We start from the raw sequence: 23,660 nt of genomic DNA, 5'->3' as shown, positions 1-23,660 counted from the left end.
CGGTTTCGCCCGGCGGCGGACGGTCCGGGTCAGGCGGACACGGGCGCCTGCTTGGGGCGGGGCTTGCGGGCGGGCCGGGGCTTGTCGTCGGTGAAGGCCTCGTACTCCTTCATGACCTCCTCGGTCGGGCCGTCCATGCGCAGCTCGCCGCGCTCCAGCCACAGCACGCGGTCGCAGGTGTCACGGATCGACTTGTTGCTGTGGCTGACCAGGAAGACGGTGCCCGCCTGGGCGCGCAGCTCGCGGATACGGGCCTCGGACCGCTTGCGGAAGGAGCCGTCGCCGGTGGCCAGGGCCTCGTCGATGAGCAGGACGTCGTGGTCCTTGGCGGCGGCGATCGAGAAGCGCAGCCGGGCCTGCATACCGGAGGAGTAGGTGCGCATCGGCAGGGTGATGAAGTCGCCCTTGTCGTTGATGCCGGAGAAGTCGACGATCTCCTGGTAGCGCTCCTTGACCTGCTCGCGGGACATGCCCATGGCCAGGCCGCCGAGGTGGACGTTGCGCTCACCCGTCAGGTCGTTCATCAGGGCCGCGTTGACGCCGAGCAGGGAGGGCTGGCCGTCGGTGTAGATGCGGCCGTTCTCGACCGGCAGCAGGCCCGCGACCGCCTTCAGCAGGGTGGACTTGCCGGAGCCGTTGGTGCCGATCAGACCGATGGCCTCGCCGCGGTACGCGACGAAGGACACGTTCTTGACCGCGTGCACCTTGCGCACGCCGGAGGCCTTCTCGGCCTGCTTGCGGCGCAGCATGCGGTTGAGGGCGGCGGTCGCCGAGCCGCGGCCGGCGCCGGTGCCGTTGACGCGGTAGACGATGTCGACGCCGTCCGCGATGACGGTGGGGGTGCGCTCGTCGGTGAGCGGGGTGTGGTCAGCCACGGCCGTAGGTCTCCTCAGCCTTCCAGAAGTAGATGAAACCGCCGACCCCGGCGAGCAGCGCCCAGCCCGTGGCGATCAGCCACACATGGGCCGGCAGCCGACTCGCGTGGAAGCTGTCGATCAGCGCGAAGCGCATCAGGTCGATGTAGACGGCCGCCGGGTTGGCCTGGAGGACCGGGCCGACCCAGGACGGCAGGTCGTTGTGCCGGCTCAGCAGGTGGTCGATGCTCCACATCACGCCCGAGACGTACATCCAGGTGCGCAGCACGAACGGCATCAGCTGGGCGATGTCCGGTGTCTTCGCCCCCAGCCGGGCCATGATCATCGAGACACCGGCGTTGAAGGTGAACTGGAGCACCAGCGCCGGGATCGCCAGCACCCAGGAGACGGCGACCGGCACGCCGAAGACGAGCAGGATGACGGCCAGGGCGGCCATCGAGAACAGCAGCTGCTGGAGCTGCTGGAGGCAGAACGAGATCGGCAGCGCGGCCCGGGGGAAGTGCAGGGCCCTCACGAGGCCGAGGTTGCCGGAGATGGCGCGGGTGCCGGACAGGATCGAGCTCTGGGTGAACGTCCACACGAACACGCCCGTGACCAGGAACGGGACGTAGTCCGGCACGCCCTTCTTGGTCTGCAGCAGCACACCGAAGATGAAGTAGTAGACCGCCGCGTTCAGCAGCGGGTTCATCACCTGCCAGACCTGGCCCAGCTTCGCCTGGCTGTACTGGGCGGTGAGCTTGGCGGTCGAGAAGGCCGCGATGAAGTGGCGGCGGGCCCACAGCCGGCGGACGTACTCGGGCAGGGTGGGGCGGGCGCCGCTGACCGAGAGGCCGTGCCGGGCGGCGAGGGCCGCGAGGTCGGTGTCGGCCGGCGCCGCCGTTGAGGGCGGTGTGTGGAGGACCTGGCTCACATCCGCTGCTTTCGCTCGGTGGGGGAGGGGTGCGGGCGCTCGGCTCCCGCCGGGCTGGTTGCCGGGCGTTTCCTCACGCTTCTCTTCACGTTTTCTTACGTCGGGACGGGACCGTATCGTCGCAACGTGAGCGTAGGCCGAGTCGACGTCGGAACGCAACCGTTTCGTCCTAACGCCCTATGCTGGTCCGTATGACGACGAACGCCGACGAGCCCCAGACGCGTGTGCGCCGCCGGACTCCCGCGGGAGCCGCCGTGCTCCGGGAGGATGTGACGGAGGCCATCCGGGCGGCGGTCTTCGAGGAGCTCGCGGCCGTCGGCTACGCGCGGATGTCCATCGAGGGGATCGCGCGCCGTGCGGGCGTCGGCAAGACCGCCGTGTACCGCCGCTGGCGCTCCAAGCTGCACCTGGTCCTCGACCTGGTCTCGGCGATCGCGGTGCAGGGGCTTCCGGTACCGGAGACGGGCTCCCTGGAGGGCGACCTGCGGCTGCTGTACGAGGTGACCTCCCGCGCCCTGCGCCATCCCGTGGCCTCGCAGATCATCCCGGACCTCCAGGCCGAGGCGGCCCGCAACCCCGATATCGCCGAGGCCATGCAGAAGGCGCTGCGGGAGGGACAGGAAGGCGTGGCCATCAAGATCGTGGCGGCGGCGGAGCAGCGCGGCGAGATCCGTCAGGGCATCGACGAGGACCTGGCCCTCGACCTCATCTCGGGCCCGCTGTACTGGCGCTCGGTCGTGGTCCGCAGCCCCAGACTCCCCAAGGGCCACCTGGCTTCACTGGCCCGGGCCACTACGGCGGCGCTCAAGGCATTGTGAAGCGGCCCGGGGCGGACCGGTGTGCCCCGGGCCGCTGTCGCGTCGGCGCAGATCAGTCCCGTGCCGCCTCCGGGTGGAGGCGGACCCAGCCCTGCCAGGCTGAGGTGATCATGTCTTCGAGGTCGTGCTTGGCCTTCCAGGTCAGTTCGGTGGCGGCGCGGTCGGCCGAGGCGACGACGCGGGCGGGGTCGCCGGCGCGGCGGGGGGTGATCGTCGGGGGGCGGTCGTAACCCGTGATGGCATTGATGCGGTCGATCATCTCGCGGACGGAGACGCCTTCCCCGCGGCCGATGTTGAGGGTGAGGTCGCGGCGGGGGGAGGTGCGCAGGGCGCGGGCCGCGGCCACATGGGCCTCCGCCAGGTCCACCACATGGATGTAGTCCCGGACGCAGGTTCCGTCAGGGGTGGCGTAGTCGTCGCCGAAGATGCGCGGGGGCGTGTTCTCGGTGAGCCGCTCGAAGACCATCGGGATCAGGTTGAAGACGCCCACGTCCGCGAGTTCCGGGCTCGCCGCGCCCGCCACGTTGAAGTAGCGCAGGCACGCCGTGGACAGGCCGGTCGCCCGGCCGGTCGCCCGCACCAGCCACTCGCCGGCCAGTTTCGTCTCGCCGTACGGGCTCATCGGCACGCAGGGCGTCTCCTCCGTCACGAGGTCCACGTCCGGCATGCCGTAGACGGCCGCCGACGACGAGAACACGAAGGAGGGCACGCGGGCCGCCGCCACGGCTTCCAGGAGGACGCGCAGGCCCTCGATGTTCTCCCGGTAGTAGTGCAGCGGCAGCTCGACCGACTCGCCGACCTGCTTCTTGGCGGCGAGGTGGACGACACCGGTGACCGCGTGCTCGGCGAGGGTGCGCGCCACGAGGTCGCCGTCCAGGATCGAGCCCTGCACCAGGGGCACGTCCTCGGGCACGCGCTCGGCGATGCCGGTGGACAGGTCGTCGTAGACCACCGCCTTCTCGCCCGCCTCGGTCATCGCCCGTACGACGTGCGACCCGATGTAGCCGGCGCCGCCCGTGATCAGCCAGGTCATCTGCGGTCGTCCCCTCGTCAGTTGGCCCGTGTGGTGGTGCTTGTGCTGCGTCGGCCTCAGTCAAGCAGGCGGCGGACCCCGAAATCCGCCACCGCGCCCGCCGCCCGCGCTAGGAACAACCCGGCGTGTCCGACAGCGCGGCCGCGTCGAGCGCGGTGGTGAGCTCGTCGAGGCGGGTGCGCAGCTCCCTGATCCCGTCGATGTCGAAGCCCGTCGCGACGGTGATCCGGCGCGGCACTTCGACGGCCCGCTCGCGCAGCGCGGCCCCCTCCTCGGTCAGCCGCACCTCCACCGAGCGCTCGTCGACGGTGCTGCGCTCCCGCCGCACGAACCCGGCCCCCTCCAGCCGCTTGAGCAGCGGCGAGAGCGTGCCGGAGTCGAGGCGCAGGTGTTCGCCCAGCTTCTTCACGGGCAGGTCGCCGTGCTCCCACAGGACCAGCATCACCAGGTACTGGGGGTAGGTCAGCCCGAGGTCCTTGAGGATCACCCGGTAGACGCTGTTGAAGGCACGCGAGGCGGCGTGCAGGGAGAAGCAGATCTGGTTGTCCAGGCGGAGCCAGTTCTCCTGGGCGGCGGGTGTCGGCGTCGGGGTCATGCCTCCAGGGTAGCTCGCATGCGGCCATTTAGTTGTGCCCAATTGAATTGTGTGCTCTACTTATGGTCGTGAGGCGGCCGCAGGCAGAGCCGCCGGAACACCACTCGTCACTCCGAAACGGACGGTTTCCCATGGACGCGATCTACACCGCTGTCGCCACCGCCACCCACGGCCGGGACGGCCGCGCCGTCTCCTCCGACGGAAAGCTGGACCTCGCGCTGGGCCTGCCCAAGGAGCTGGGCGGCAACGACCAGGGCACCAACCCGGAGCAGCTGTTCGCCGCCGGCTTCGCCGCCTGCTTCGGCAGCGCCCTCGGCCTCGTCGGCCGTGAGGCGAAGGTGGACGTCAGTGACGCCGCGGTGACCGCCGAGGTCGGCATAGGCAAGCAGGGCGCGGGCTTCGCGCTGAAGGTGTCGCTGCGCGTCGAGCTGCCCGACAGCGTGGACCAGGCCACCGGCCGCAAGCTGGTCGAGCAGGCCCACCAGGTCTGCCCCTACTCCAACGCCACCCGGGGCAACGTCCCCGTCGAGCTCGTCATCGAGTAGTCACCCCCCGACCCGCGCCAGTACCTCCCCCGTCCGCCGGCTCCACGCCACCATCACCGCCTCCTCGGGCAGCGGGTGCCACCGCGTCAGCAGCAGCCAGCGCACATGGTGGCGGCGGGCGAGGGCGATGCGTTCGGCGCGGGTCGACTGCGGGGAGAGGTAGGCGCGGACGTCGGCGAGCCGGCGTCTGCGCTCCCGCTCGTCCAGGCAGGGGTCGGGCCGGACGGGCGCGAGAAGGTTCGGTCCGTACCCGGCGATGGCGTGAGCGGCGGCGTTCTGGTCGGTGAGGACCACCTCGCCGGGTCCGATGTGCCGTGCCGCCCACTCGTACGTCGGCCAGCGCGGCGGCTGCCGGAACCCCACCGGGTCCAGCGAGCGCGGTACGACCGCCCCGGCGTGCACCGTGAGGAACCCGGCGCACACCGCGACCGCCGCCACTGCGCCCAGTGCCTTCCTCGCCCCGCCCCACGGCCCGGGCGCCGTCAGCTGCACTGCGAGCGCGCACTGCAGGGGCAGGAGTGCGGCCCACAGTGCCTGTGCGTAGGTGTCCTGGCCGCTCACCCGGCCGTACGCCACCACCAGGCACTCCAGTACGAACATCAGCGCCAGCGGGTCACGGGGCGAGCGGCGGGCGCGCAGCCACAGCGCGGGCAGGCCGGTCAGCGCCAGCCAGGAGTTGGCGGCCATCGCCTCGTACAGCCGCCGGTGCATCCCGTCCGGGCCGGTGTCGCCGGCTGGCGCGAGCGCGTCGTAGTACGGCCAGATGACCGCGACCGTCAGGGCGGCCGCCGCCGTGAGCGCCCACCGGGCCGCGACCGGCGGCCGCCACGCGCGCTGCCGGGCCGCCACGATCGCCGCCGCCCCGGCCAGCGCCGGGAGGGCCGTGCCCGGGTGGATGAGCAGGATCAGGCCGTAGAGGGTGCCGATCCCGGCGTACCCCCACCAGCCTCCGAGGCCGCTCGGACCGACGTACCGGATGGCCGGAGCGTCCTCACACGCGCGCGTGCCCGTGAGCGCCCACGCCCACAGGGTCAGTCCGATGGCGAGCGTGGACGGATAGCCGAGGCCGGTCGTCAGCGACATGAGGCCCAGGGAGCCGCTCCACAGGACCGGCTCGGTGCCTCACAGCAGTGTCATGAACAGCAGGGTGAGGACCGGCGCCCACGGCCGGGGCGTGAGCAGGCGGACGAAACGGCCGAGCCCCGTCAGCAGGACGAGCAGATGCACCGGCCCGGCGAGGGTCACCACTCCCCAGCCGGACAGCCCCGCCGGCCGTGCGAGGACCGCCTGGGCAACGGCGTACGGCCCGTAGTACGGGCTGCCCGCGCCCGGCAGGTCCGCCGTCGGGTGGGCCGGGTGCAGCAGATCGGCCTTGAGCCGCTCGACGACCGCCGCGTGCAGGCCCGCGTCGCAGCACAGCGGGATGCGCCAGTACGCCAGCGTCATCACCAGCCAGAACAGCACGCCGTACACCTGGTACGGGGTGAGACGCCGCACCCGGCCGCCCCGCAGCGCCGTCGCGCCGCGCACGGCACGCCGGACGAGGACTCCGGCACTCATGGGACCGGCGGCTGGGGGAGCGTCTGGGGCATGGGCCGTATGTTCCCGCCGAGGTCAACGGCATGGCGGTGTGTCACCACATCGAGTGAGGCGGTTCGGTCTGCCGCACCCGGGCGCGCCGGAGGGGACGGCGTCCACCGGGTCGTCCGGCCGGACGCCAGGTGGGCGGTCGGGTCGGGGTGGGCCGCGACGGGCTGGAGGGCATGGGGACTCCCGGGGGCGAGGGTGGCGCTGGGTGGGGGGCGGCGGCGCGCAGGGACAGGCACGGCACCCGGGCGCGGTGGAGCAGCCGGAGGGCACCGATGCGGAGGGCCTTCACCAGGCGGGTACCGGCCTTGACGGTCCGGTGGAGCAGCACGAACGCCTCGTACAGGGCGCGAACCGTGAGCCGAAGGCCGAGACGCACCATGGCGTGCCAAAGGACTCGAGCCTCCCGGACGCGAGCCGCAACCCGAACCGTGTGCGCGCGGGCGATGGCACTGGAGGTGGGCAAAGGACATCCATGAGGCGGAGCGGGCGTTGTGGCCCGGAACGGCCGCAGGTGTTCGGGGGTCACGCTTTGTGCGCCATACGGGGGATCGTGAGCGGACGGGAAAGGGGCGGACCGACAGCGGCCCGCCCCTTCAACATCGCTCCCTTCGGTTACTTCACCGCGCCCGCCATCACCCCGGACACGAACTGCCGCTGGAACGCGAAGAACACGACCAGCGGGATCACCATCGAGATGAACGCGCCGGGCGCCAGTACCTCGATGTTGCTGCCGAACTGCCGTACCTGCTGCTGCAGGGCCACCGTCAGCGGCTGGGACCCGGAGTTGGAGAACACCAGGGCGACCAGCATGTCGTTCCACACCCACAGGAACTGGAAGATGCCCAGGGACGCGAGGGCGGGTGCGGCGAGCGGCAGGACCACCGTCGCGAACAGCCTGACCTCGCCCGCGCCGTCCAGCCGTGCCGCCTCCAGCAGTTCACGCGGGATCTCCGCGAAGAAGTTGCGCAGCAGGAAGATCGCGAACGGCAGTCCGAAGCCGACATGGAAGAGCACGACGCCGATGATGTCGCCGAATATCCCGATCTTGCCGAAGAGATCGGAGAGCGGGATCAGCGCGATCTGCACCGGCACGACGAGCAGGGCCACCACGACCACGAACCACCAGTCGCGGCCCTTGAAGTCCATCCAGGCGAAGGCGTAACCGGCCATCGCGCCGACGAACACCACGAGCAGGGTCGCCGGGACCGTGATCCAGACCGTGTTGAGCAGCGACTCGGTGATCGCGTCGTTCTCCAGGAGCGTCTCGTAGCTCTTGGCGGTCAGTTGGCCCGGTGCCGTGAAGACCTTCCACCAGCCCGATGCGGCGATGTCGGTCGGGTCGCGGAACGACGAGACGAGCAGGCCGAGCGTGGGCACCATCCAGATCAGCGCGATCAGGATCAGAAAGACCCGCATCACCCCGCCCGCCGCGCCGCTCGCCACCCGGGCGGCGAAGGAGCGCTTGGCGCGCACGGTCGTGTCGAGTGCGGTCACCGGTGACGCTCCTTTCGCAGCCGGCGGATGTTCACGAACATCACCGGCAGGACGAGCAGCAGCAGGATGACGCCGATCGCGCTGCCCACGCCGTAGTTGCCGCCGCCGCCGAAGGACGACAGGAACAGTTGCAGCGCCAGGACGTTGGCGTCGTCCTGGCTGGGCTGCGGGGCGATGATGTAGACCAGGTCGAAGATCTTCATCACATTGATCATCAGGGTGACGAGGACGACGACCAGGACCGGCGCGAGCAGGGGGACCGTGACCCTGCGGAACACCTGCCACTCGTTGGCTCCGTCGACCCGGGCCGCCTCGAGGAGGTTGCGGTCGACACCCGCGAGCCCGGCCGCGATCAGCACCATTGCGAAGCCCGCCCACATCCACACGTAACTGCCGATGATCGCCGGGGTGACCAGCGTCGGGCCGAGCCAGTCGATGCCGTTGTACGGTGCCGCGAAGTTCGAGCCCGGCAGCCGCAGTTGTGCCCCGTCGGCCTCGGCCGGCAGGCTGAAGGTGCCGTCCGCCCCGCTCTGGGCGGAGGCGACCACCGTGCCGTCCTTCACGGCCTCGACCTTGACCCCCTTCAGCGCCTTCTCACCGGGGTCCACCTGGCCCTTCGTACCGCCGCCGCCCAGCTTGAAGTCCAGCCAGACGGTGCCGGTGACTCCGGAACCGGTCGCCGCCCTCGCGTCCTCGGGCGTGCCGGGGAGCTTGTCGGGGGCGATGCCCACGAGGGGGATCAGGGCGGGTGTCCCCGCCCGCACGGTTCCGGCCGCCGTGAACGAACCGCCCCCGGACGGCTTCATGTCGCTGACCGAGGCGTTCGGCCGGGCCTTCGGATAGACCGAGGACTCGGCGAACGCGTCGTGCACGGAGGTCACGACCGCGTTGGCGACGCCCTGGTCCGGGTCCTGCTCGTAGACCAGCCGGAAGATGATGCCGGCGGCCAGCATGGAGATCGCCATCGGCATGAAGACGATCAGCTTGAACGCCGTTCCCCAGCGCACCCGTTCGGTCAGCACCGCGAAGATCAGTCCGAGCACGGTGACGATCGCGGGGGCGACCGCGACCCAGATCGCCGTGTTGCGGACCGCGGTGAGCGTCGAGTCGTTGCTGAAGATGTCGCCGTAGTTGTCCAGGCCGACGAAGCCGGAGCCGTCGGCGTCGTAGAGGCTGCGCCAGACCGAGTACCCGATCGGGTAGACCACGAGCGCACCGAGGAGCACCAGCGCGGGCAGCAGGAACAGCACCGCCACCCACCGCCGGGTCCTGGTCACGCTCTTGCGCGGTGAGACGGAGGGCGCAGGACGTGCGCCCGCGCCCTCCGCCGGTTTCGCGAGGGAGGCCATCGGAGGCGCTCAGCCGGTCTGGTAGGCCTTGGCGGCGTCGCTCTCCAGCTTCTTCTGGACACCCGCCACGTCCTTCGGGTTCCTCAGGAAGTCCTGGAGGTCCTTCCACTCGCCGACGCCCTGGGTGCCGCCGAAGGCCGCCGGCGCCTGGTCGGACATGTCGAAGCGGAAGTCGTCGCCCGCGGCGAGCAGCGCCTTGGCGATGTCACGGGTGACCGCGTCCTTGTACGTGGACTGGTCCATCTCCTTGTTGGGGGAGAGGAAGCCGCCCTGCGCCGCCCAGATCTCCGCCGCGTCCGTCGAGGCCAGGAACGTCATCAGCGCCTGCGCGCCCTCGCCGTCCTTGAGCGCCACGGCCACGTCGCCGCCGCTGACCACGGGGGCCTGGTCGCCCACCGCCGGGAACGGGAAGGCCTTGGCGTCCGTGCCGACCTCGGCGTCCGTGTCGGCGTTGATGTTCGCGGTGACGAAGTCGCCCTCGAAGACCATCGCCGCCGGAGTGTCACCGGAGAAGGCCTGGGTGACCGACTTCGGGAACTCCGTCTGCAGGGCGCCGGAGCGGCCGCCCGCGATCAGGTCGTCCTTGCCCCACAGCTGGGCCAGGGTGGTGAGCGCTTCCTTGACGGACGGGTCCGTCCACTTGATCTTGTGCTCGGCGAGCTGGTCGTACTTCTCCGGGCCCGCCTGCGAGAGGTAGACGTTCTCGAACCAGTCGGTGAGGGTCCAGCCGTCGGCGCCGCCGATGGAGACGGCCGGGGAGCCGGCGTCGGACAACGTCTGGGCGGTGCTGAGGAAGTCCTTCCAGGTCTTGGGGGTGTCGGTGATGCCCGCCGCGTCGAAGGCCTGGGTGTTGTACCAGATGAGGGACTTGTTGGCGGCCTTCACATACACGCCGTACTGCTTGCCCTGGTACGCCCCGAGCTCCTTCCAGCCCGTGGAGAAGTTCTGGTCCAGCTGGGCCTGGGCGCCGCTGCCGATGGGCTTGAGCCAGCCCTTCTCCGCGAACTGGTGCAGCACGCCGACCTGCGGCAGGAACGCCACGTCCGGCGGCTGCCCGCCCTGGATCTTGGTGCCGAGGAAGGTGGAGGTGTTGTTGCCGGTCGGCACGAAGTCGACCTTGGCGCCGGTGCGTTTCTCGAACTCGTCCAGGACCTTGGTGAAGTTGGCCTGCTCCGGGCCGGTCCAGACGGCGGCGACCTCCAGCGTCTGTCCGTCGAGCTCGGGGAGTTGGAGGGAGCTGCCGCCCTGCGAGGCGCCGCCTCCTCCGCCTTCGCCTCCTTCGTCGTCGTCACCGCCGCCGCAGCCGGTCAGCGCCAGCGCAAGTGCGCCCGCCAGTACGGCTGCTGCGGCTCTCGCGGTGGTGCGAGCGGTGGGGGTGGGGTGACGGTGCGACCTGACTGTCCGGAATGTGCTGCTCGTGCTGCGCATCACTGCCCCGTTCTTCGTTCCTCGTCGAACGCTCGAACGTTGTCCCGTGTGATCTGGTCTACGCCCGGGGGAACGGGGCGGCAAGACCGCGTCTCGTGTCAAGTGGGGGATCGTGACCGCGTCGTGACTGTGTCTCCGGCAACGGGTCCCCGGAGGTATGCGGGGCCGTCCCGGCCCACGGGTCGTCAACTGATCGGCGTCACAACAGCGAAGGCACCTGCGTCGCGGAAACCTCTCGTGCCGCCCGCTCCAACGCGCTGGCCAGCAACGCCAGGTCGGTGGGGCCGTTGCCGAGTTCGCGGACGGGGCGACGGGCCGGCGGGTCGCCCATGCGGTGCCACTCCAGGAGGACGACGGTGGGCCGCTGGGTCGCCGTGCGCGGGATGCGGCCGGTGACCCGACCTCCCTGGAAGGCGGTGGTCCGCCCGTCGGCCCGGGTCAGGCTGCCGCGTCCGGGGGCCGGTTCGTCCGGTCCCGTTGCCGGGGCGTCGAGGGTGATGCGCAGGGTGGCGCGGCGCGCCGGTTCCGTCTCCGCCGTACGACCCCCGGGCCCGGTGGCGGCCACCAGGTGCACGCCGAGCCGCTCGCCCTCCCGGGCCACGGCCTCCAGCGCGCGTATCACCGATCCCGCGGCGGGCCTGCCGGGCGAGCCGAGGGCGGGGGAGACCAGGGCGTCCATGTCGTCCACGACCACGACCAGGCGGGGCAGCGGCGGTGGGGCATCCGCCTGCCGGCGGGCCGCCGCGGGGCGCAGCCGGAGCGTCGAGCTGGGCGGGGTGTCCAGGTCCCCGGTGAGGTCTTCGGCTGGATCCCCGGCGGCAGGTGTGCCCCTGGACGCCGTGCGCTGGGCGACCACACGGCCCGACAGTTCGCGGCCCGCATGCCACTCGGTGAAGTCGGAGCGGCCGACCAGCTCGGCCCGTCGCTTCAGCTCGGCGCTCAGGGACTGGGCGAACTCCCGCATGCGGACGGGGTCGTTGGCGGTGAGGTGGGTGGTGACATGCGGGACGTCCGTACAGACGCGCAGGCCGTCGCCGTGCCCGCCGGCCGCGCCCGAGCCGTCCCGGCCGTCGATCAGGACGATGCTCAGACGGTCGGGGCGCTCGGCGGCGGCGAGCGAGGCCACGACGGCACGCAGCAACTCCGTGCGGCCGCTGCCCGAGGGGCCCTCGATCAGCAGGTGCGGGCCCTCGGCGGCGAGGTCCGCGCAGACCGGGCCGCGCGGTCCGGCCCCGAGTACGGCCCAGGCCCGCCCGGCCGGTGACTCCCTGTCGTCGGCCGCGTCCGCCCAGCGCGCCATCAGCGACGCCGGTGTGGCCCGGGCCAGCCCCAGCTCGTCGAGGAGCCGGGCCGCCTGGGGCAGCGGTGCGGACACCCGCGTGTGCCGCTCGCCGGAGGTGTTCTCCGCGCGCAGCGGAGCCAGGGCCCGCGCGAACCGCTCGGCCCAGGCGGGGGAGACCGAGTCCACGGCGGCCACCGTGCCGTGTCCGACCGGGCCGGCCTCCCCGGCTCCTGTCCCGGCCCGCGCGACCCGCAGCAGCCGCAGCGCCGTCGCCACGTCGCCGCTGAGCAGCGCCACGGCACCGCACTCACGGAACGCCGGCGAGGTTGCGCAGGCCGCCTCGTACGTCTCCGTCACCGGCGACGAGGGCGAGGCGGGCGCCGTCTCGGCGAGGCACACCACATGGATGCCGGCCCGCGGTCCCTCCAGCGCCAGCCGCGCCACCGCTTCGCGCACGGCGGCGCCCCCGGGGTCGCCGTCCACGACGACCACGGTGTACGGCCCCGGGAAGCCTGCGTCCGTCCCCTCGGACCCGTCGTCGTCCCGGGCCCAGGAGGGGCGCCGGACGGGGGCGCCGGCCGGTGACTGGGGCCGCGGGTGCTCCGAGAGGTGGTCCTCCAGGCGCCGCAGCAGTTCGTCGGTGCGGGCCGTGGCCTGTTCACGGTCGTGGGCGAGGAGCAGGCGGCAGTCCTGGCCGTGGTTCGGACGCACATGGGGGAGCCAGCCGAGCCAGGACCACTCGGCGGTGCGCTCCTCCAGAGGGCGCGAGCGGTCCGCGCTGATCAGGACGACTTCCAGGGCGTCGGGGGAGTGCAGTGCGGCGAGCTGGGCCACCACCGAGCGGGCCAGCCCGGTCAGCCGCGCGCGCGGCCCGGCCAACCCCAGCGCCCCGGCCTCGCGCAGGCCTGCGGTCACCGGTACGGCGGGCAGCAGTCCGGAGCCGTCCAGGGCCGCCCGGTCCGCCGTGCCGAGCCGGACGGTGAGCGCCTCGGGGTGTCCCGGCCCGCGCTCCCACAGGCGCGGCCCGGGGCCCAGCGCCGTCAGCAGCAGCGTCGCCGGGTCCGGCCAGGTCTCGGGCAGCTGGGGGCCCGGGGCCGGCGGCTCGGCGGTCGCGTCGGCCGGCTCCTCGTCGTATGTCCCCAGCCCGTCCGCCTCCGGCTCGCCGCGTCCGCCGGCCAGCCGCCGCGCCCATGCGCCGAGCCCGCCCCGTCGGCGTACGCCCTGCGGCACGTCGGTGCCCCGGAGCGGGGTTCCCTTGCGGCGGCCGCTTCCGGACGCCTCCTGGCCGCCGTCCTTGCCGGAGCCGCCACGCGCGCGTGCGCCGGACGGATCGTCGTGGGGGTGGGCCGGTGAGCCGTCGGGCGTCACGGCGTGGGCCGGTGAGCCGGTGGCCGGTACGGGGGCGGCCGGGTCGGTGCCGGCGCCCCCTGCCGCCGTGCCGTCGCCGGACATGGCGCCCAGCGCGCCGGAGCGACCCGCGTGGGTCGCTCCGGTGTCACCGGGGAACCCGCCCGAGGCGCCCCGCTGTGTGTCCTCGCCGGAGGCCTGGCGAGGGAGGACGGCTTTCCCGCCGTGGGGCTGCGCGCCCGTGCCGTCGATGCGGTGCGCGCCGGCGTTCTCTATCCGGGGCGCACCGCCCTGAAAGGGCACGACGGGCGGTTGGACGGAGCCGTGGCCCTGTGCGCCCGGTGCTCCGCCCGAGGCGCCCCAGCCCGCTGTGCCGTATGCGTGGCGGGTCGGGCCGCCGGGGCCGGACGGAGTGTCCGGCGCGGCCTCACGTGCGCGTGCCGCCCCGTCCCCGGTGGACACGCGCACCTGCCCCTCGCCGTCCGGGGCCGTGCGCGGCCGCGTCCCCGGACCCTCGGCCGGAGTCAGCCGCAGAGCCGACTCGCCGATGCGCAGCAGGGCGCCCGAGGCGAACCGCACCGGGCGGGTCCCCACGCGCGTGCCGTTCACGGTGGTGCCGTTGGTGGAGCCGAGGTCGGCGACCGAGACACGGCCGTCGGCCGCGACCGTCACCGCGCAGTGCAGACGGGAGACGTCCGGGTCGTCGAGCGGGACGTCGGCGTCGGCGGAGCGGCCGATGGTGATCCGGCCGCCGTGCAGCAGGTGGACGCCGCCCGCGTCGGGGCCCGCGACCACGTGGAGCCGGGCCGGGGCGTCGTCGACCTCGGGGTGCGGCTCGGGCTCGGCCGGGCCGCCCAAGGACAGCACGGCACCGTCGATCAGCGGGGGTTCGCCGAGGGTGCAGCGGCCGTTGTCGAGCCGCTCCGCGCCCGCGTACAGCACGACTTGGCCGCCGCCGCTGTCCCGGCCCCGCTCGGGCTGGGCGGCGCCGCCCTCGCCCGAGACCGCCGAGGCGAGCGCCGACGCGACCGCGGCCAGGGCGGTGCCGGCGGGCGCGGTGACCAGCACGTCGCAGCGCGCGGCGCGGCCCTGTGCCACGGCGGGCGGGCCCTGCGGGTCTACGACGGTCAGCCGGATCTGCATCGCCGTCAGCGGTCCCTTCTGCGCGGGCGCCCGAACGGGGACGGAGCCGCTCCGCGGTCCCCACCGCGGACTTCCCCCACCGCCACACGAGCACGTCGGCCAGTTCTGGAGGCATCCTCGCACCTGCCACTGACAGCCCGCCCGCCGCCCATCATCAAATGATCTTGATTGGTCGGCTCTGCCCGCAAAAGTGCCTGACCAATGCCCTGCGAGTGATCGTTTGCGGGCTGTTTGAGATCGGTCACGTCCGGGGTGCGGCAACCGACGGACCGAGTCGAGCGTCTTTCCTTCGAACGTGTACGGGAAGCCGTACGTAACCGGTACGTAAGACGCACAGGATTGGGAACGAAAGCCGACAGCCCGGTGCCCCGCAAGGCGGCACTACAGTGGGTCGGACACACACGCAAGCAGCAGGGAGCGCATGACGTGCGGCCGGTAGGCAGCAAGTACCTGCTCGAGGAGCCGCTGGGCCGCGGCGCCACGGGCACCGTCTGGCGAGCCCGCCAGCGAGAGACCGCGGGTGCCGAGGCCGCGGTGCCCGGCCAGCCCGGCGAGACCGTCGCGATCAAGGTCCTGAAGGAAGAGCTCGCGAGCGACCCCGACATCGTGATGCGGTTCCTGCGGGAGCGCTCCGTTCTGCTCCGGCTGACCCACCCGAACATCGTCCGGGTCCGCGATCTGGTGGTCGAGGGCGATCTGCTCGCGCTGGTCATGGATCTCGTCGAAGGCCCCGACCTGCACCGCTACCTGCGTGAGAACGGCCCGTTCACCCCCGTCGGCGCCTCGCTGCTGACCGCGCAGATCGCCGACGCCCTCGCCGCCAGCCACACCGACGGCGTCGTGCACCGCGACCTGAAACCGGCGAACGTCCTGCTGCGGCAGAACGGCGGCGAGATGCACCCGATGCTGACCGACTTCGGCATCGCCCGCCTCGCCGACTCCCCCGGCCTGACCCGCACCCACGAGTTCGTCGGCACGCCCGCGTACGTCGCGCCCGAGTCCGCCGAGGGCCGCCCGCAGACCTCCGCCGTCGACATCTACGGCGCCGGCATCCTGATGTACGAGCTGGTCACGGGCCGTCCCCCGTTCGGCGGCGGCTCCGCCCTCGAAGTTCTCCACCAGCATCTGAGCGCCGAGCCGCGCCGCCCGTCCACGGTCCCCGACCCGCTCTGGACGGTCATAGAGCGCTGTCTGCGCAAGAACCCCGAGGAACGGCCCAGCGCCGAGAACCTGGCGCGCGGTCTGCGCGTCGTCGCCGAGGGGATCGGCGTGCACGCGAGCTCCGCGCAGATCGGAGCCGCGGAGGGCGTCGGCGCGCTGCTGGCGCCGGACCCGGCCCCGACGATGGTCCCGGGCATGCCCGGTGCCGCCGACCCGACCCAGGTGCTGCCGCACGGCGCGGGCGCGTACGACCCGAACGCCGCGACCAGCGTCCTGCCGCACACCGGCGGCCCCACGGGCGCCGCCGACCCCACCGCCGTACTGCCGAACAGGGGCGCCGCCGACCCGACGGCCGTCATGCCACAGGGGCAGCCGGGGCCATCCGGTCAGCCCGGTCAGCCCGAGGACCCGCACCCGTGGCAGAACCAGCTGCGCGCCGCCCGTGACCGCAACGAGCAGACGCAGATCCAGTACCTCGACCCCAGCGAGGATCCGCTGCGCCGCCGCCCGCAGCGGCAGGTCGCCCGGCCGCAGCAGCCGCCGCCGCGGCCCCAGCGTCCCCAGCAGCGGCCGCCGCAGCGCCCGCAGCCCGGGTACGGCCATCCGCAGCAGCAACAGCCGCAGCAGTACGCCCCGCCGCAGCCCCAGCGCTACGCGCCGCCCGCTCCGCAGCAGCCGCAGCGGCCCGCGCGGGAGCCGCGGCAGCGCAGCGCCAACCCGATGAAGATCCCCGGCCTCGGCTGTCTGAAGGGGTGTCTGTTCACGATCGTCATCCTGTTCGTCGCCGGGTGGCTGGTCTGGGAGCTGAGCCCGCTGCAGGGGTGGATCGGCACCGGCAAGAGCTACTGGCAGCAGATCGGGGACATGTTCGACAAGGTCGGCGACTGGCTCGGGAAGCTGGACAAGGTCACGGGCGGCAACTGACCGCGCGCGGCACTCCCCGGCGACCGGGGTTGGGGATTTGTCGACACCCGGCGGGTGATTTCTGCCTCTGCCGTGAAGGCCGGCTCCTCGGACGCGTAGCTTTGTCGGCAACACGCGTCAGTAGGAGCAGTCTTGGCACGGAAGATCGGCAGCCGGTACACCGCCCATCAGATCCTGGGACGGGGCAGCGCCGGCACGGTGTGGCTGGGCGAGGGGCCCGAGGGGCCCGTCGCCATCAAGCTGCTGCGCGAGGACCTCGCGTCCGACCAGGAACTCGTCGGCCGCTTCGTGCAGGAGCGGACCGCTCTGCTCGGCCTCGAGCATCCGAACGTCGTGTCCGTGCGCGACCTGGTGGTGGACGGCAACGACCTCGCACTGGTCATGGACCTGGTCCGCGGCACCGATCTGCGCACCCGGCTGGACCGGGAGCGGCGGCTCGCGCCCGAGGCGGCGGTGGCGATCGTTGCGGACGTGGCGGACGGGCTGGCCGCCGCGCACGCGGCCGGGGTCGTGCACCGCGACGTGAAGCCGGAGAACGTGCTGCTGGACATGCAGGGGCCGCTCGGCCCCGGCCGCTCCCACCCGGCGCTGCTGACGGACTTCGGGATCGCCAAGCTGATCGACTCCCCGAAGCGGACCCGCGCGACGAAGATCATCGGCACCCCGGACTATCTGGCCCCCGAGATCGTCGAGGGCCTGCCGCCCCGGGCGGCCGTCGACATCTACGCCCTCGCGACCGTGCTGTACGAGCTGCTGGCGGGCTTCACGCCGTTCGGCGGCGGGCACCCGGGCGCCGTGCTGCGCCGCCACGTCACCGAGCGCGTGGCGCCGCTCCCCGGCATCCCCGACGAACTGTGGCAGCTGATCGTGCAGTGCCTGGCCAAGGGCCCGGCCTCGCGGCTGCGGGCCTCGGAGCTGGGGTCCCGGCTGCGGGAGCTGCTGCCCCTGCTGGCGGGCATGCCGCCCCTGGACGTGGACGAACCGGACGCCGAGCCGGACGAGGAGACACCGGACGAGCCGTCCGCCCGGCCCGCGGCACCCGCCGGGGAGCAGGTACGGCGACGGGGCGCGGTGCCACTGGTGCCGGGGGCCAGGCCGGCCGACTCCAACCGGGACACGCATACGTCGATGAGGGTGCCCGGGCCCGACGAACTCGCCGGCGGCGCGCGCGGCACGGCCCGTGTGCCGCGGACGGCAGGAGCTCCGCGCCCCGGCTCGGCCCGCCACCGGGCCACCACCCGGCGCCGCCGCGTGGTGCTCGGCACGGCAGCGGCCGTCCTGCTCGCCGCCGCAGGCATAGGCACCTGGGCAGCCACCTCCGGGGACGACGCGGGGGCGAGCCCGAAGGACTCGAAGAACTCGGCACCGGCGTCGCCGTGAGGCGTGCGTGCTCGGGGTCTCTACGCCTGTTTGTGCGGCGGCGTTTCAGCGCGGGTCGGTGAAATCCAGCCCGTCCGGCGTTCGAGGACGGGGCCGTTCGGGCCGATGCGGGGGTCCGGGGGCGGCAGCCCCGACGGGCGGGGCCGACGCCGGGTGCCCCCTCCGCCCTGCGCTCCCCGCTTGGCGGAGCCGTTACGCTGGAGGCGTGGCAGTCGTCGATGTATCCGAAGAGCTTAAGTCCCTCTCCTCGACCATGGAGTCGATCGAGGCCGTCCTGGACCTCGACAAGCTGAGGGCAGACATCGCCGTGCTCGAGGAGCAGGCGGCCGCGCCGTCCCTGTGGGACAACCCGGACGAGGCGCAGAAGATCACCAGCAAGCTCTCCCACCTCCAGGCCGAGGTAAGGAAGGCGGAAGCGCTGCGCGGCCGGATCGACGATCTCGCCGTGCTCTTCGAGATGGCCGAGGAGGAGGACGACCCGGACACCCGCGCCGAGGCCGAGTCCGAGCTCGCCGCCGTCCGGAAGGCGCTGGACGAGATGGAGGTCCGGACGCTCCTCAGCGGTGAGTACGACGCCCGTGAGGCGCTCGTCAACATCCGCGCCGAGGCCGGTGGCGTCGACGCCGCCGACTTCGCCGAGAAGCTCCAGCGGATGTACCTGCGCTGGGCGGAGCAGCGCGGTTACAAGACCGAGGTCTACGAGACGTCGTACGCCGAAGAGGCCGGCATCAAGTCGACGACCTTCGCCGTGCAGGTTCCGTACGCCTACGGCACCCTCTCCGTCGAGCAGGGCACGCACCGTCTGGTGCGGATCTCGCCCTTCGACAACCAGGGCCGCCGGCAGACCTCCTTCGCGGGTGTCGAGGTGCTTCCCGTCGTCGAGCAGACCGACCACATCGAGATCGACGAATCCGAGCTGCGGGTGGACGTGTACCGGTCGTCCGGGCCCGGCGGCCAGGGCGTGAACACCACCGACTCGGCGGTGCGGCTGACCCACCTCCCCACGGGCATCGTCGTCTCCTGCCAGAACGAGCGGTCGCAGATCCAGAACAAGGCCACCGCGATGAACGTGCTCCAGGCCAAGCTGCTGGAGCGGCGCCGCCAGGAGGAGCAGGCCAGGATGGACGCTCTCAAGGGCGACGGCGGCAACTCCTGGGGCAACCAGATGCGTTCGTATGTGCTGCACCCGTACCAGATGGTCAAGGACCTGCGTACGGAGTTCGAAGTCGGCAACCCCGAGGCCGTGTTCAACGGTGAGATCGACGGGTTCCTGGAGGCCGGGATTCGCTGGCGCAAGCAGCAAGCGAAGTAACTTTGTCGATATGGCAACTGCCGCCCGCCGGGCGGCAGTTGCCTTTTTCATGCCTGGATGCGGTGTAGATGTCTGGGTTTTACATCACACTCACAGACTCCAACGCCCGGCAAAGAGTGCGTACTTGGGCATCGCGTGCGCAACGGCCTTGACGTTGCTTTGAAAAATGGGAAGGGTTGAGCGTGGCATGCGTATCTCTGGGGCGCATGTGAACCGGGGGATGTGAACAGCACAGTTGCCTCCGTCGAGCACTGCCCCGAGCGCCGCCTCACTGACCAGCAGCTACTGGGGGTAGCAACCATATGACCAATAAGACGCGGATCCGCGTCGCGCGGATCATCGCCTGCACGGTGATCGCCGCCGGTGCCTCGCTGACCGCCGCGGGCGCCGCCTCCGCCGAGGACTGCGGCTTCCTGGGCCTCGGGTGCAGCACCCCGTCCCCGGACCCGGAGCCGACCGGCGACCCGACGCCGCCCGACCCGACCATCATTCCGACGGACGAGCCCACCGAGCCGACCGAGGAGCCGACCGAGCCCACGGAGGAGCCCACCCAGCCCACCGAGGAGCCGACCCAGCCCACCGCCGACCCGACCGACGACACGGGCAACAACGGCAATGGCGGCGGCAACGGGAACGGTGGCGGCAACGGGGGCGGCAACGGCAACGGCAACGGGGGTGGCAACAGCAACACCGACCCCGACGGCGGCACCTCCGCTCAGGAGGAGGGCACCTCGGCCCTCACCGACACCGGCTCGGACACCTCCGCCGGCACCTCGGCCCAGGGCAACGGCAAGGAACTCGCCGAGACGGGTGCCGGGCAGACCACGTTCCTGCTGGTCGGCGCCGCCACGATGATCGCCGGCGGTGTCGGCTTCCGTGTCCTTCCTCGCCTCATGGGCGGCCGCGGCGGCGCGGCTGCCTGACGGTAGCCACCCGCGTACGCACTGTACGCACGCAGTGACGCACACGCAGTAACGCACGACGCACTACGCCGAGGGGCCCGGAGCGACGAACGCTCCGGGCCCCTCGTATGTCCTGCTTGTCCTTCTTGTTCTCCTGCCGGACTTCTGTCCTTCGGCCTAGGCGGTCTGGTGGGCCAGCAGCGCCACGGCCGCGATCAGCACCGCCAGCAGCGCGATCAGCGTCATCGGGTTCAGACCCGCGAAGGGGTTCTCCTGCTGCAGCCGCTCGCGGTTCGCGCGGCACACTGGGCACCGGCCCTCGCTCACGGGCGCCGCGCAGTTCGCGCACACCAGCCGGTCGTACGTCATGCGCTCGCCCTCCTTGCACCGGTTCCACGTAGGTCAACGCCCTCGGGAGCGAGAACGTTCCCCCCTCCACTGTGCCAGGTTCCTCGGGGGCTGGCGCGGCGCTCCGGGAGGGAGGTCACCATTGTCCCGCGGCCGCGGGCCGTATGTGGCTTGTCGCGCAGTTCCCCGCGCCCCTGGGTATTCTGCCCGGCCGCCCCTCACGGACTCCCCGGTACAAAAACGCACAACCCTCGCGCAACCCCGACCGGTGCCTGCGCTTGCGTGCCCGGGTCGCGTATGGTCACGGTCATCTACCCCCGGCGACCCGTGGTGCATCCGTGATCCGATTCGACAACGTGTCCAAGGTCTACCCCAAGCAGACCCGCCCCGCACTCAGGGATGTCTCCCTGGAGGTGGAGAAGGGCGAGTTCGTCTTCCTCGTGGGGTCCTCCGGCTCCGGAAAGTCCACCTTCCTGCGGCTGATCCTCCGGGAGGAGCGGTGCAGCCACGGTCAGGTGCACGTCCTGGGCAAGGACCTCGCGCGCGTCTCCAACTGGAAGGTGCCGCACATCCGGCGCCAGCTGGGGACGGTCTTCCAGGACTTCCGCCTTCTGCCGAACAAGACGGTCGCCGAGAACGTCGCCTTCGCTCAGGAGGTCATCGGCAAGTCGCGCGGCGAGATCCGCAAGTCCGTGCCGCAGGTGCTCGACCTCGTCGGGCTCGGCGGCAAGGAGAACCGGATGCCCGGCGAGCTGTCCGGTGGTGAGCAGCAGCGCGTGGCCATCGCGCGCGCCTTCGTCAACCGGCCCAAGCTGCTCATCTGCGACGAGCCCACCGGCAACCTCGACCCGCAGACCTCCGTCGGCATCATGAAGCTGCTCGACCGCATCAACCGGACGGGCACCACCGTGGTGATGGCGACGCACGACCAGAACATCGTGGACCAGATGCGCAAGCGCGTCATCGAGCTGGAGCAGGGCCGTCTCGTCCGCGACCAGGCGCGCGGCGTCTACGGCTACCAGCACTGACGATCCACGGAAAGGCTTGACGAGACGCCATGCGCGCCCAGTTCGTACTGTCCGAGATCGGTGTCGGTCTCCGCCGCAATCTGACGATGACGTTCGCCGTCATCGTCTCCGTCGCCCTGTCCCTGGCCCTGTTCGGCGGGTCGCTGCTGATGAGCGACCAGGTGAGCACCATGAAGGGCTACTGGTACGACAAGGTCAATGTCTCGGTCTTCCTCTGCAACAAGAGTGACGCCGAGTCCGACCCCAACTGTGCCAAGGGTGCGGTCACCGAGGACCAGAAGAAGGAGATCCTCACCGACCTCAAGAAAATGACGTCGGTCGTGCAGACCGTCACCTACGAGTCGCAGGACCAGGCCTACAAGCACTACAAGGAGCAGTTCGGCGACTCCCCGCTGGCCAGCTCCCTGACGCCGGACCAGATGCAGGAGTCGTACCGCATCAAGCTGAAGGACCCGGAGAAGTACCAGGTCATCGCGACTGCCTTCAACGGGCGGGACGGCGTGCAGTCCGTGCAGGACCAGAAGGGCATCCTGGACAACCTCTTCGGGCTGCTCAACGGCATGAACTGGGCCGCGCGCGCGGTGATGGCGCTGATGCTCGTCGTCGCGCTGATGCTGATCGTCAACACGGTGCGTGTCTCGGCGTTCAGCCGCCGGCGTGAGACCGGCATCATGCGTCTGGTGGGCGCCTCCGGCTTCTACATCCAGGCGCCGTTCATCATGGAGGCGGCCGTCGCCGGTCTCATCGGCGGGGGCGTCGCGTGCGGCTTCCTGGTGGTCGCCCGGTACTTCATCATCGACCACGGTCTGGCGCTGTCCGAGAAACTCAACCTGATCAACTTCATCGGATGGGACGCCGTCCTGACGAAGCTGCCGCTCATCCTCGCGACGAGCCTGCTGATGCCTGCGCTTGCCGCGTTCTTCGCGCTGCGCAAGTACTTGAAGGTGTGACGCATGCCAACCGGGCCGCACAGGCAACCGCCCGTGCGGCCCTTTGCGTTGTCCTAGACTCACCCGCATGTCAGGCCGCGACCTGTTCTGTCAGCCCCGCCGCATCCGCCGCGGGGCGGCCCTGACATTGGTCTTCGCGAGCGTGCTCGTGGCCGGTGCCGCGACCGGCTCGTTCCCCGAGGCGGGCCGGAAGTCCGCGTCCGGCGCCCCCCGTACGTCCGCACCCGGCAGCCGGTACGACCACGTCGCCGATGCGGCCGCCGAGGCCATGGCCGACGGCACGTCCCCCATGGAGGCCGCCGAACGCGCGGTCAGCCGCAGCGGCGACCGCTGGGGCGCCGTCTACAGCCAGGGCGAGTACAAGGAGTTCGAGGAGGCCCTCGACGGCGAGTACACCGGCGTCGGCCTCTGGGCGCGACGCGAGCGCGACGGCCGTATCGAGGTGACCAAGGTGGCCGCCGGCTCGCCCGCGGCCGCCGCCGGGATCCGCAGGGGAGACCGGCTGCGCAGCGTCGACGGTGCGAGCGTCGACGGGCGTCCCGTCACCGAGGTCGTCGCCTTACTGCGCGGTGACGCCACGGACGCGCCCGCCGGTACGCGGGTCCGCCTCGGCCTGGAGCGCGGCACACGCGCGTGGAGCCTCACTCTGCGCAGGGCCAGACTGTCCACGGACTCGGTCACCGTCCGAAAGCTCACAGGCCCGGTCACCGTCATCAAGATCGACTCCTTCACCAAGGGTTCCGGTGACGTCGTCCGCACCGCCGTACGGCGGGCCCCCGCCGCCTGCGGCATCATCCTCGACCTGCGCGGCAACTCCGGCGGCCTGGTCACCGAGGCCGTCACCACCGCCTCCGCGTTCCTCGACGGCGGCCTCGTCGCCACGTACGACGTCGACGGCGAGCAGCGCGCCCTGCACGCCGAGCCGGGCGGTGACACCACGAGACCCCTGGTCGCGCTCGTCGACGAGGGCACGATGAGCGCGGCCGAGCTCCTCACCGGAGCGCTTCAGGACCGCGGCCGCGCGGTCGTCGTGGGCTCCCGCACCTTCGGCAAGGGCTCGGTCCAGATGCCGAGCCGGCTGCCCGACGGCTCCGTCGCCGAGCTGACCGTCGGTCACTACCGCACCCCGTCGGGCCGTGGCGTCGACGGGACGGGGATCGTGCCCGACCTCGATGCGGACAAGAGCGCGCTGGAACGGGCCGAGACCGTGCTGGACGGGCTCGGGGACGCCTCGTGACCGGCGGGT

At 71.9% G+C, this 23,660-nt stretch carries 18 protein-coding genes and 1 pseudogene; 9 read left to right on the top strand and 10 right to left on the bottom strand.

Annotated features, from left to right (window positions below; all coding sequences use genetic code 11):
• Nucleotides 1-29: 29 nt before the first annotated feature.
• Complete coding sequence (locus tag F7R91_RS31240) at nt 30-875, bottom strand: ABC transporter ATP-binding protein (RefSeq protein WP_150954492.1); 846 nt, start codon at nt 873-875, stop codon at nt 30-32.
• Nucleotides 868-1,785, bottom strand: coding sequence for an ABC transporter permease (locus F7R91_RS31235; protein WP_150954489.1), 918 nt, complete (start codon nt 1,783-1,785; stop codon nt 868-870). Before F7R91_RS31235 ends, F7R91_RS31240 begins: the two co-directional genes overlap by 8 nt.
• A gap of 179 nt (nt 1,786-1,964) precedes the next feature.
• Here F7R91_RS31235 and F7R91_RS31230 point away from each other — a divergent pair, with 179 nt between their 5' ends.
• A complete protein-coding gene (locus tag F7R91_RS31230; RefSeq protein ID WP_150954486.1) occupies nt 1,965-2,603 on the top strand; it encodes a TetR/AcrR family transcriptional regulator in 639 nt (212 codons plus the stop codon).
• 52 nt (nt 2,604-2,655) lie between these two features.
• Here the strand turns inward: F7R91_RS31230 and galE are convergent, their stop codons facing one another.
• Nucleotides 2,656-3,636, bottom strand: coding sequence for a UDP-glucose 4-epimerase GalE (gene galE / locus F7R91_RS31225; RefSeq protein ID WP_150954482.1), 981 nt, complete (start codon nt 3,634-3,636; stop codon nt 2,656-2,658).
• Nucleotides 3,637-3,745: 109 nt separating this feature from the next.
• On the bottom strand, nt 3,746-4,231 hold the full coding sequence (locus tag F7R91_RS31220) for a MarR family winged helix-turn-helix transcriptional regulator (protein WP_150954479.1): 486 nt from the start codon (nt 4,229-4,231) through the stop codon (nt 3,746-3,748).
• Between the two features lie 131 nt (nt 4,232-4,362).
• Here F7R91_RS31220 and F7R91_RS31215 point away from each other — a divergent pair, with 131 nt between their 5' ends.
• Nucleotides 4,363-4,776, top strand: coding sequence for an organic hydroperoxide resistance protein (locus F7R91_RS31215; RefSeq protein ID WP_150954475.1), 414 nt, complete (start codon nt 4,363-4,365; stop codon nt 4,774-4,776).
• On the opposite strand, the pseudogene F7R91_RS31210 reads toward F7R91_RS31215, so the two are convergent.
• From F7R91_RS31210 to F7R91_RS31190, 5 genes and pseudogenes are all read right to left on the bottom strand, one after another.
• Nucleotides 4,777-6,336: pseudogene (locus F7R91_RS31210) on the bottom strand (hypothetical protein).
• A gap of 642 nt (nt 6,337-6,978) precedes the next feature.
• Complete coding sequence (locus tag F7R91_RS31205; RefSeq protein ID WP_150954472.1) at nt 6,979-7,860, bottom strand: carbohydrate ABC transporter permease; 882 nt, start codon at nt 7,858-7,860, stop codon at nt 6,979-6,981.
• Nucleotides 7,857-9,209, bottom strand: a complete 1,353-nt coding sequence (locus F7R91_RS31200; RefSeq protein ID WP_150954469.1) for a carbohydrate ABC transporter permease — start codon at nt 9,207-9,209, stop codon at nt 7,857-7,859. The genes F7R91_RS31205 and F7R91_RS31200 overlap by 4 nt, the downstream gene beginning before the upstream one ends.
• Nucleotides 9,210-9,218: 9 nt before the next feature.
• Nucleotides 9,219-10,637, bottom strand: a complete 1,419-nt coding sequence (locus F7R91_RS31195) for an ABC transporter substrate-binding protein (protein WP_150954466.1) — start codon at nt 10,635-10,637, stop codon at nt 9,219-9,221.
• A gap of 199 nt (nt 10,638-10,836) precedes the next feature.
• Nucleotides 10,837-14,409 (bottom strand): FHA domain-containing protein, encoded by a 3,573-nt coding sequence (locus tag F7R91_RS31190; protein WP_150954463.1) that lies wholly within the window; start codon nt 14,407-14,409, stop codon nt 10,837-10,839.
• A gap of 426 nt (nt 14,410-14,835) precedes the next feature.
• Between F7R91_RS31190 and F7R91_RS31185 the strand changes: the two genes are divergently transcribed.
• From F7R91_RS31185 to F7R91_RS31170, 4 genes are all read left to right on the top strand, one after another.
• Nucleotides 14,836-16,494, top strand: coding sequence for a serine/threonine-protein kinase (locus F7R91_RS31185; RefSeq protein ID WP_150954460.1), 1,659 nt, complete (start codon nt 14,836-14,838; stop codon nt 16,492-16,494).
• 132 nt (nt 16,495-16,626) lie between these two features.
• Nucleotides 16,627-17,874 (top strand): serine/threonine-protein kinase, encoded by a 1,248-nt coding sequence (locus F7R91_RS31180; RefSeq protein WP_150954458.1) that lies wholly within the window; start codon nt 16,627-16,629, stop codon nt 17,872-17,874.
• 205 nt (nt 17,875-18,079) lie between these two features.
• Entirely contained in the window at nt 18,080-19,186 is a 1,107-nt protein-coding gene (gene prfB / locus F7R91_RS31175; RefSeq protein ID WP_150954455.1) for a peptide chain release factor 2, read from the top strand.
• Between the two features lie 302 nt (nt 19,187-19,488).
• Nucleotides 19,489-20,109 carry a hypothetical protein gene (locus F7R91_RS31170; protein ID WP_150954452.1) on the top strand — a complete coding sequence of 207 codons (621 nt, stop codon included), beginning with the start codon at nt 19,489-19,491 and terminating at the stop codon, nt 20,107-20,109.
• A 156-nt stretch (nt 20,110-20,265) separates the two neighbouring features.
• Here the strand turns inward: F7R91_RS31170 and F7R91_RS31165 are convergent, their stop codons facing one another.
• Complete coding sequence (locus F7R91_RS31165) at nt 20,266-20,457, bottom strand: hypothetical protein (protein ID WP_048586204.1); 192 nt, start codon at nt 20,455-20,457, stop codon at nt 20,266-20,268.
• 317 nt (nt 20,458-20,774) lie between these two features.
• Here F7R91_RS31165 and ftsE point away from each other — a divergent pair, with 317 nt between their 5' ends.
• The 3 genes from ftsE (at nt 20,775) to F7R91_RS31150 (ending at nt 23,651) form a co-directional block, all read left to right on the top strand.
• Nucleotides 20,775-21,464: a cell division ATP-binding protein FtsE gene (ftsE, locus tag F7R91_RS31160; protein ID WP_150954449.1), complete on the top strand. Its 690-nt coding sequence runs from the start codon at nt 20,775-20,777 to the stop codon at nt 21,462-21,464.
• Nucleotides 21,465-21,493: 29 nt separating this feature from the next.
• The gene (gene ftsX / locus F7R91_RS31155; RefSeq protein ID WP_150954446.1) at nt 21,494-22,414 is read left to right on the top strand and encodes a permease-like cell division protein FtsX; all 921 of its coding nucleotides are present in this window, start codon (nt 21,494-21,496) and stop codon (nt 22,412-22,414) included.
• A 67-nt stretch (nt 22,415-22,481) separates the two neighbouring features.
• Complete coding sequence (locus F7R91_RS31150; RefSeq protein ID WP_150954443.1) at nt 22,482-23,651, top strand: S41 family peptidase; 1,170 nt, start codon at nt 22,482-22,484, stop codon at nt 23,649-23,651.
• Nucleotides 23,652-23,660: the final 9 nt, after the last annotated feature.

It is taken from the genome of Streptomyces luteolifulvus, from assembly GCF_008806595.1.
Taxonomy (GTDB): domain Bacteria; phylum Actinomycetota; class Actinomycetes; order Streptomycetales; family Streptomycetaceae; genus Streptomyces; species Streptomyces luteolifulvus.
The sequence above is the reverse complement of the archived record's forward strand: the minus strand, read 5'-3'. Positions and strand labels throughout refer to the sequence as shown.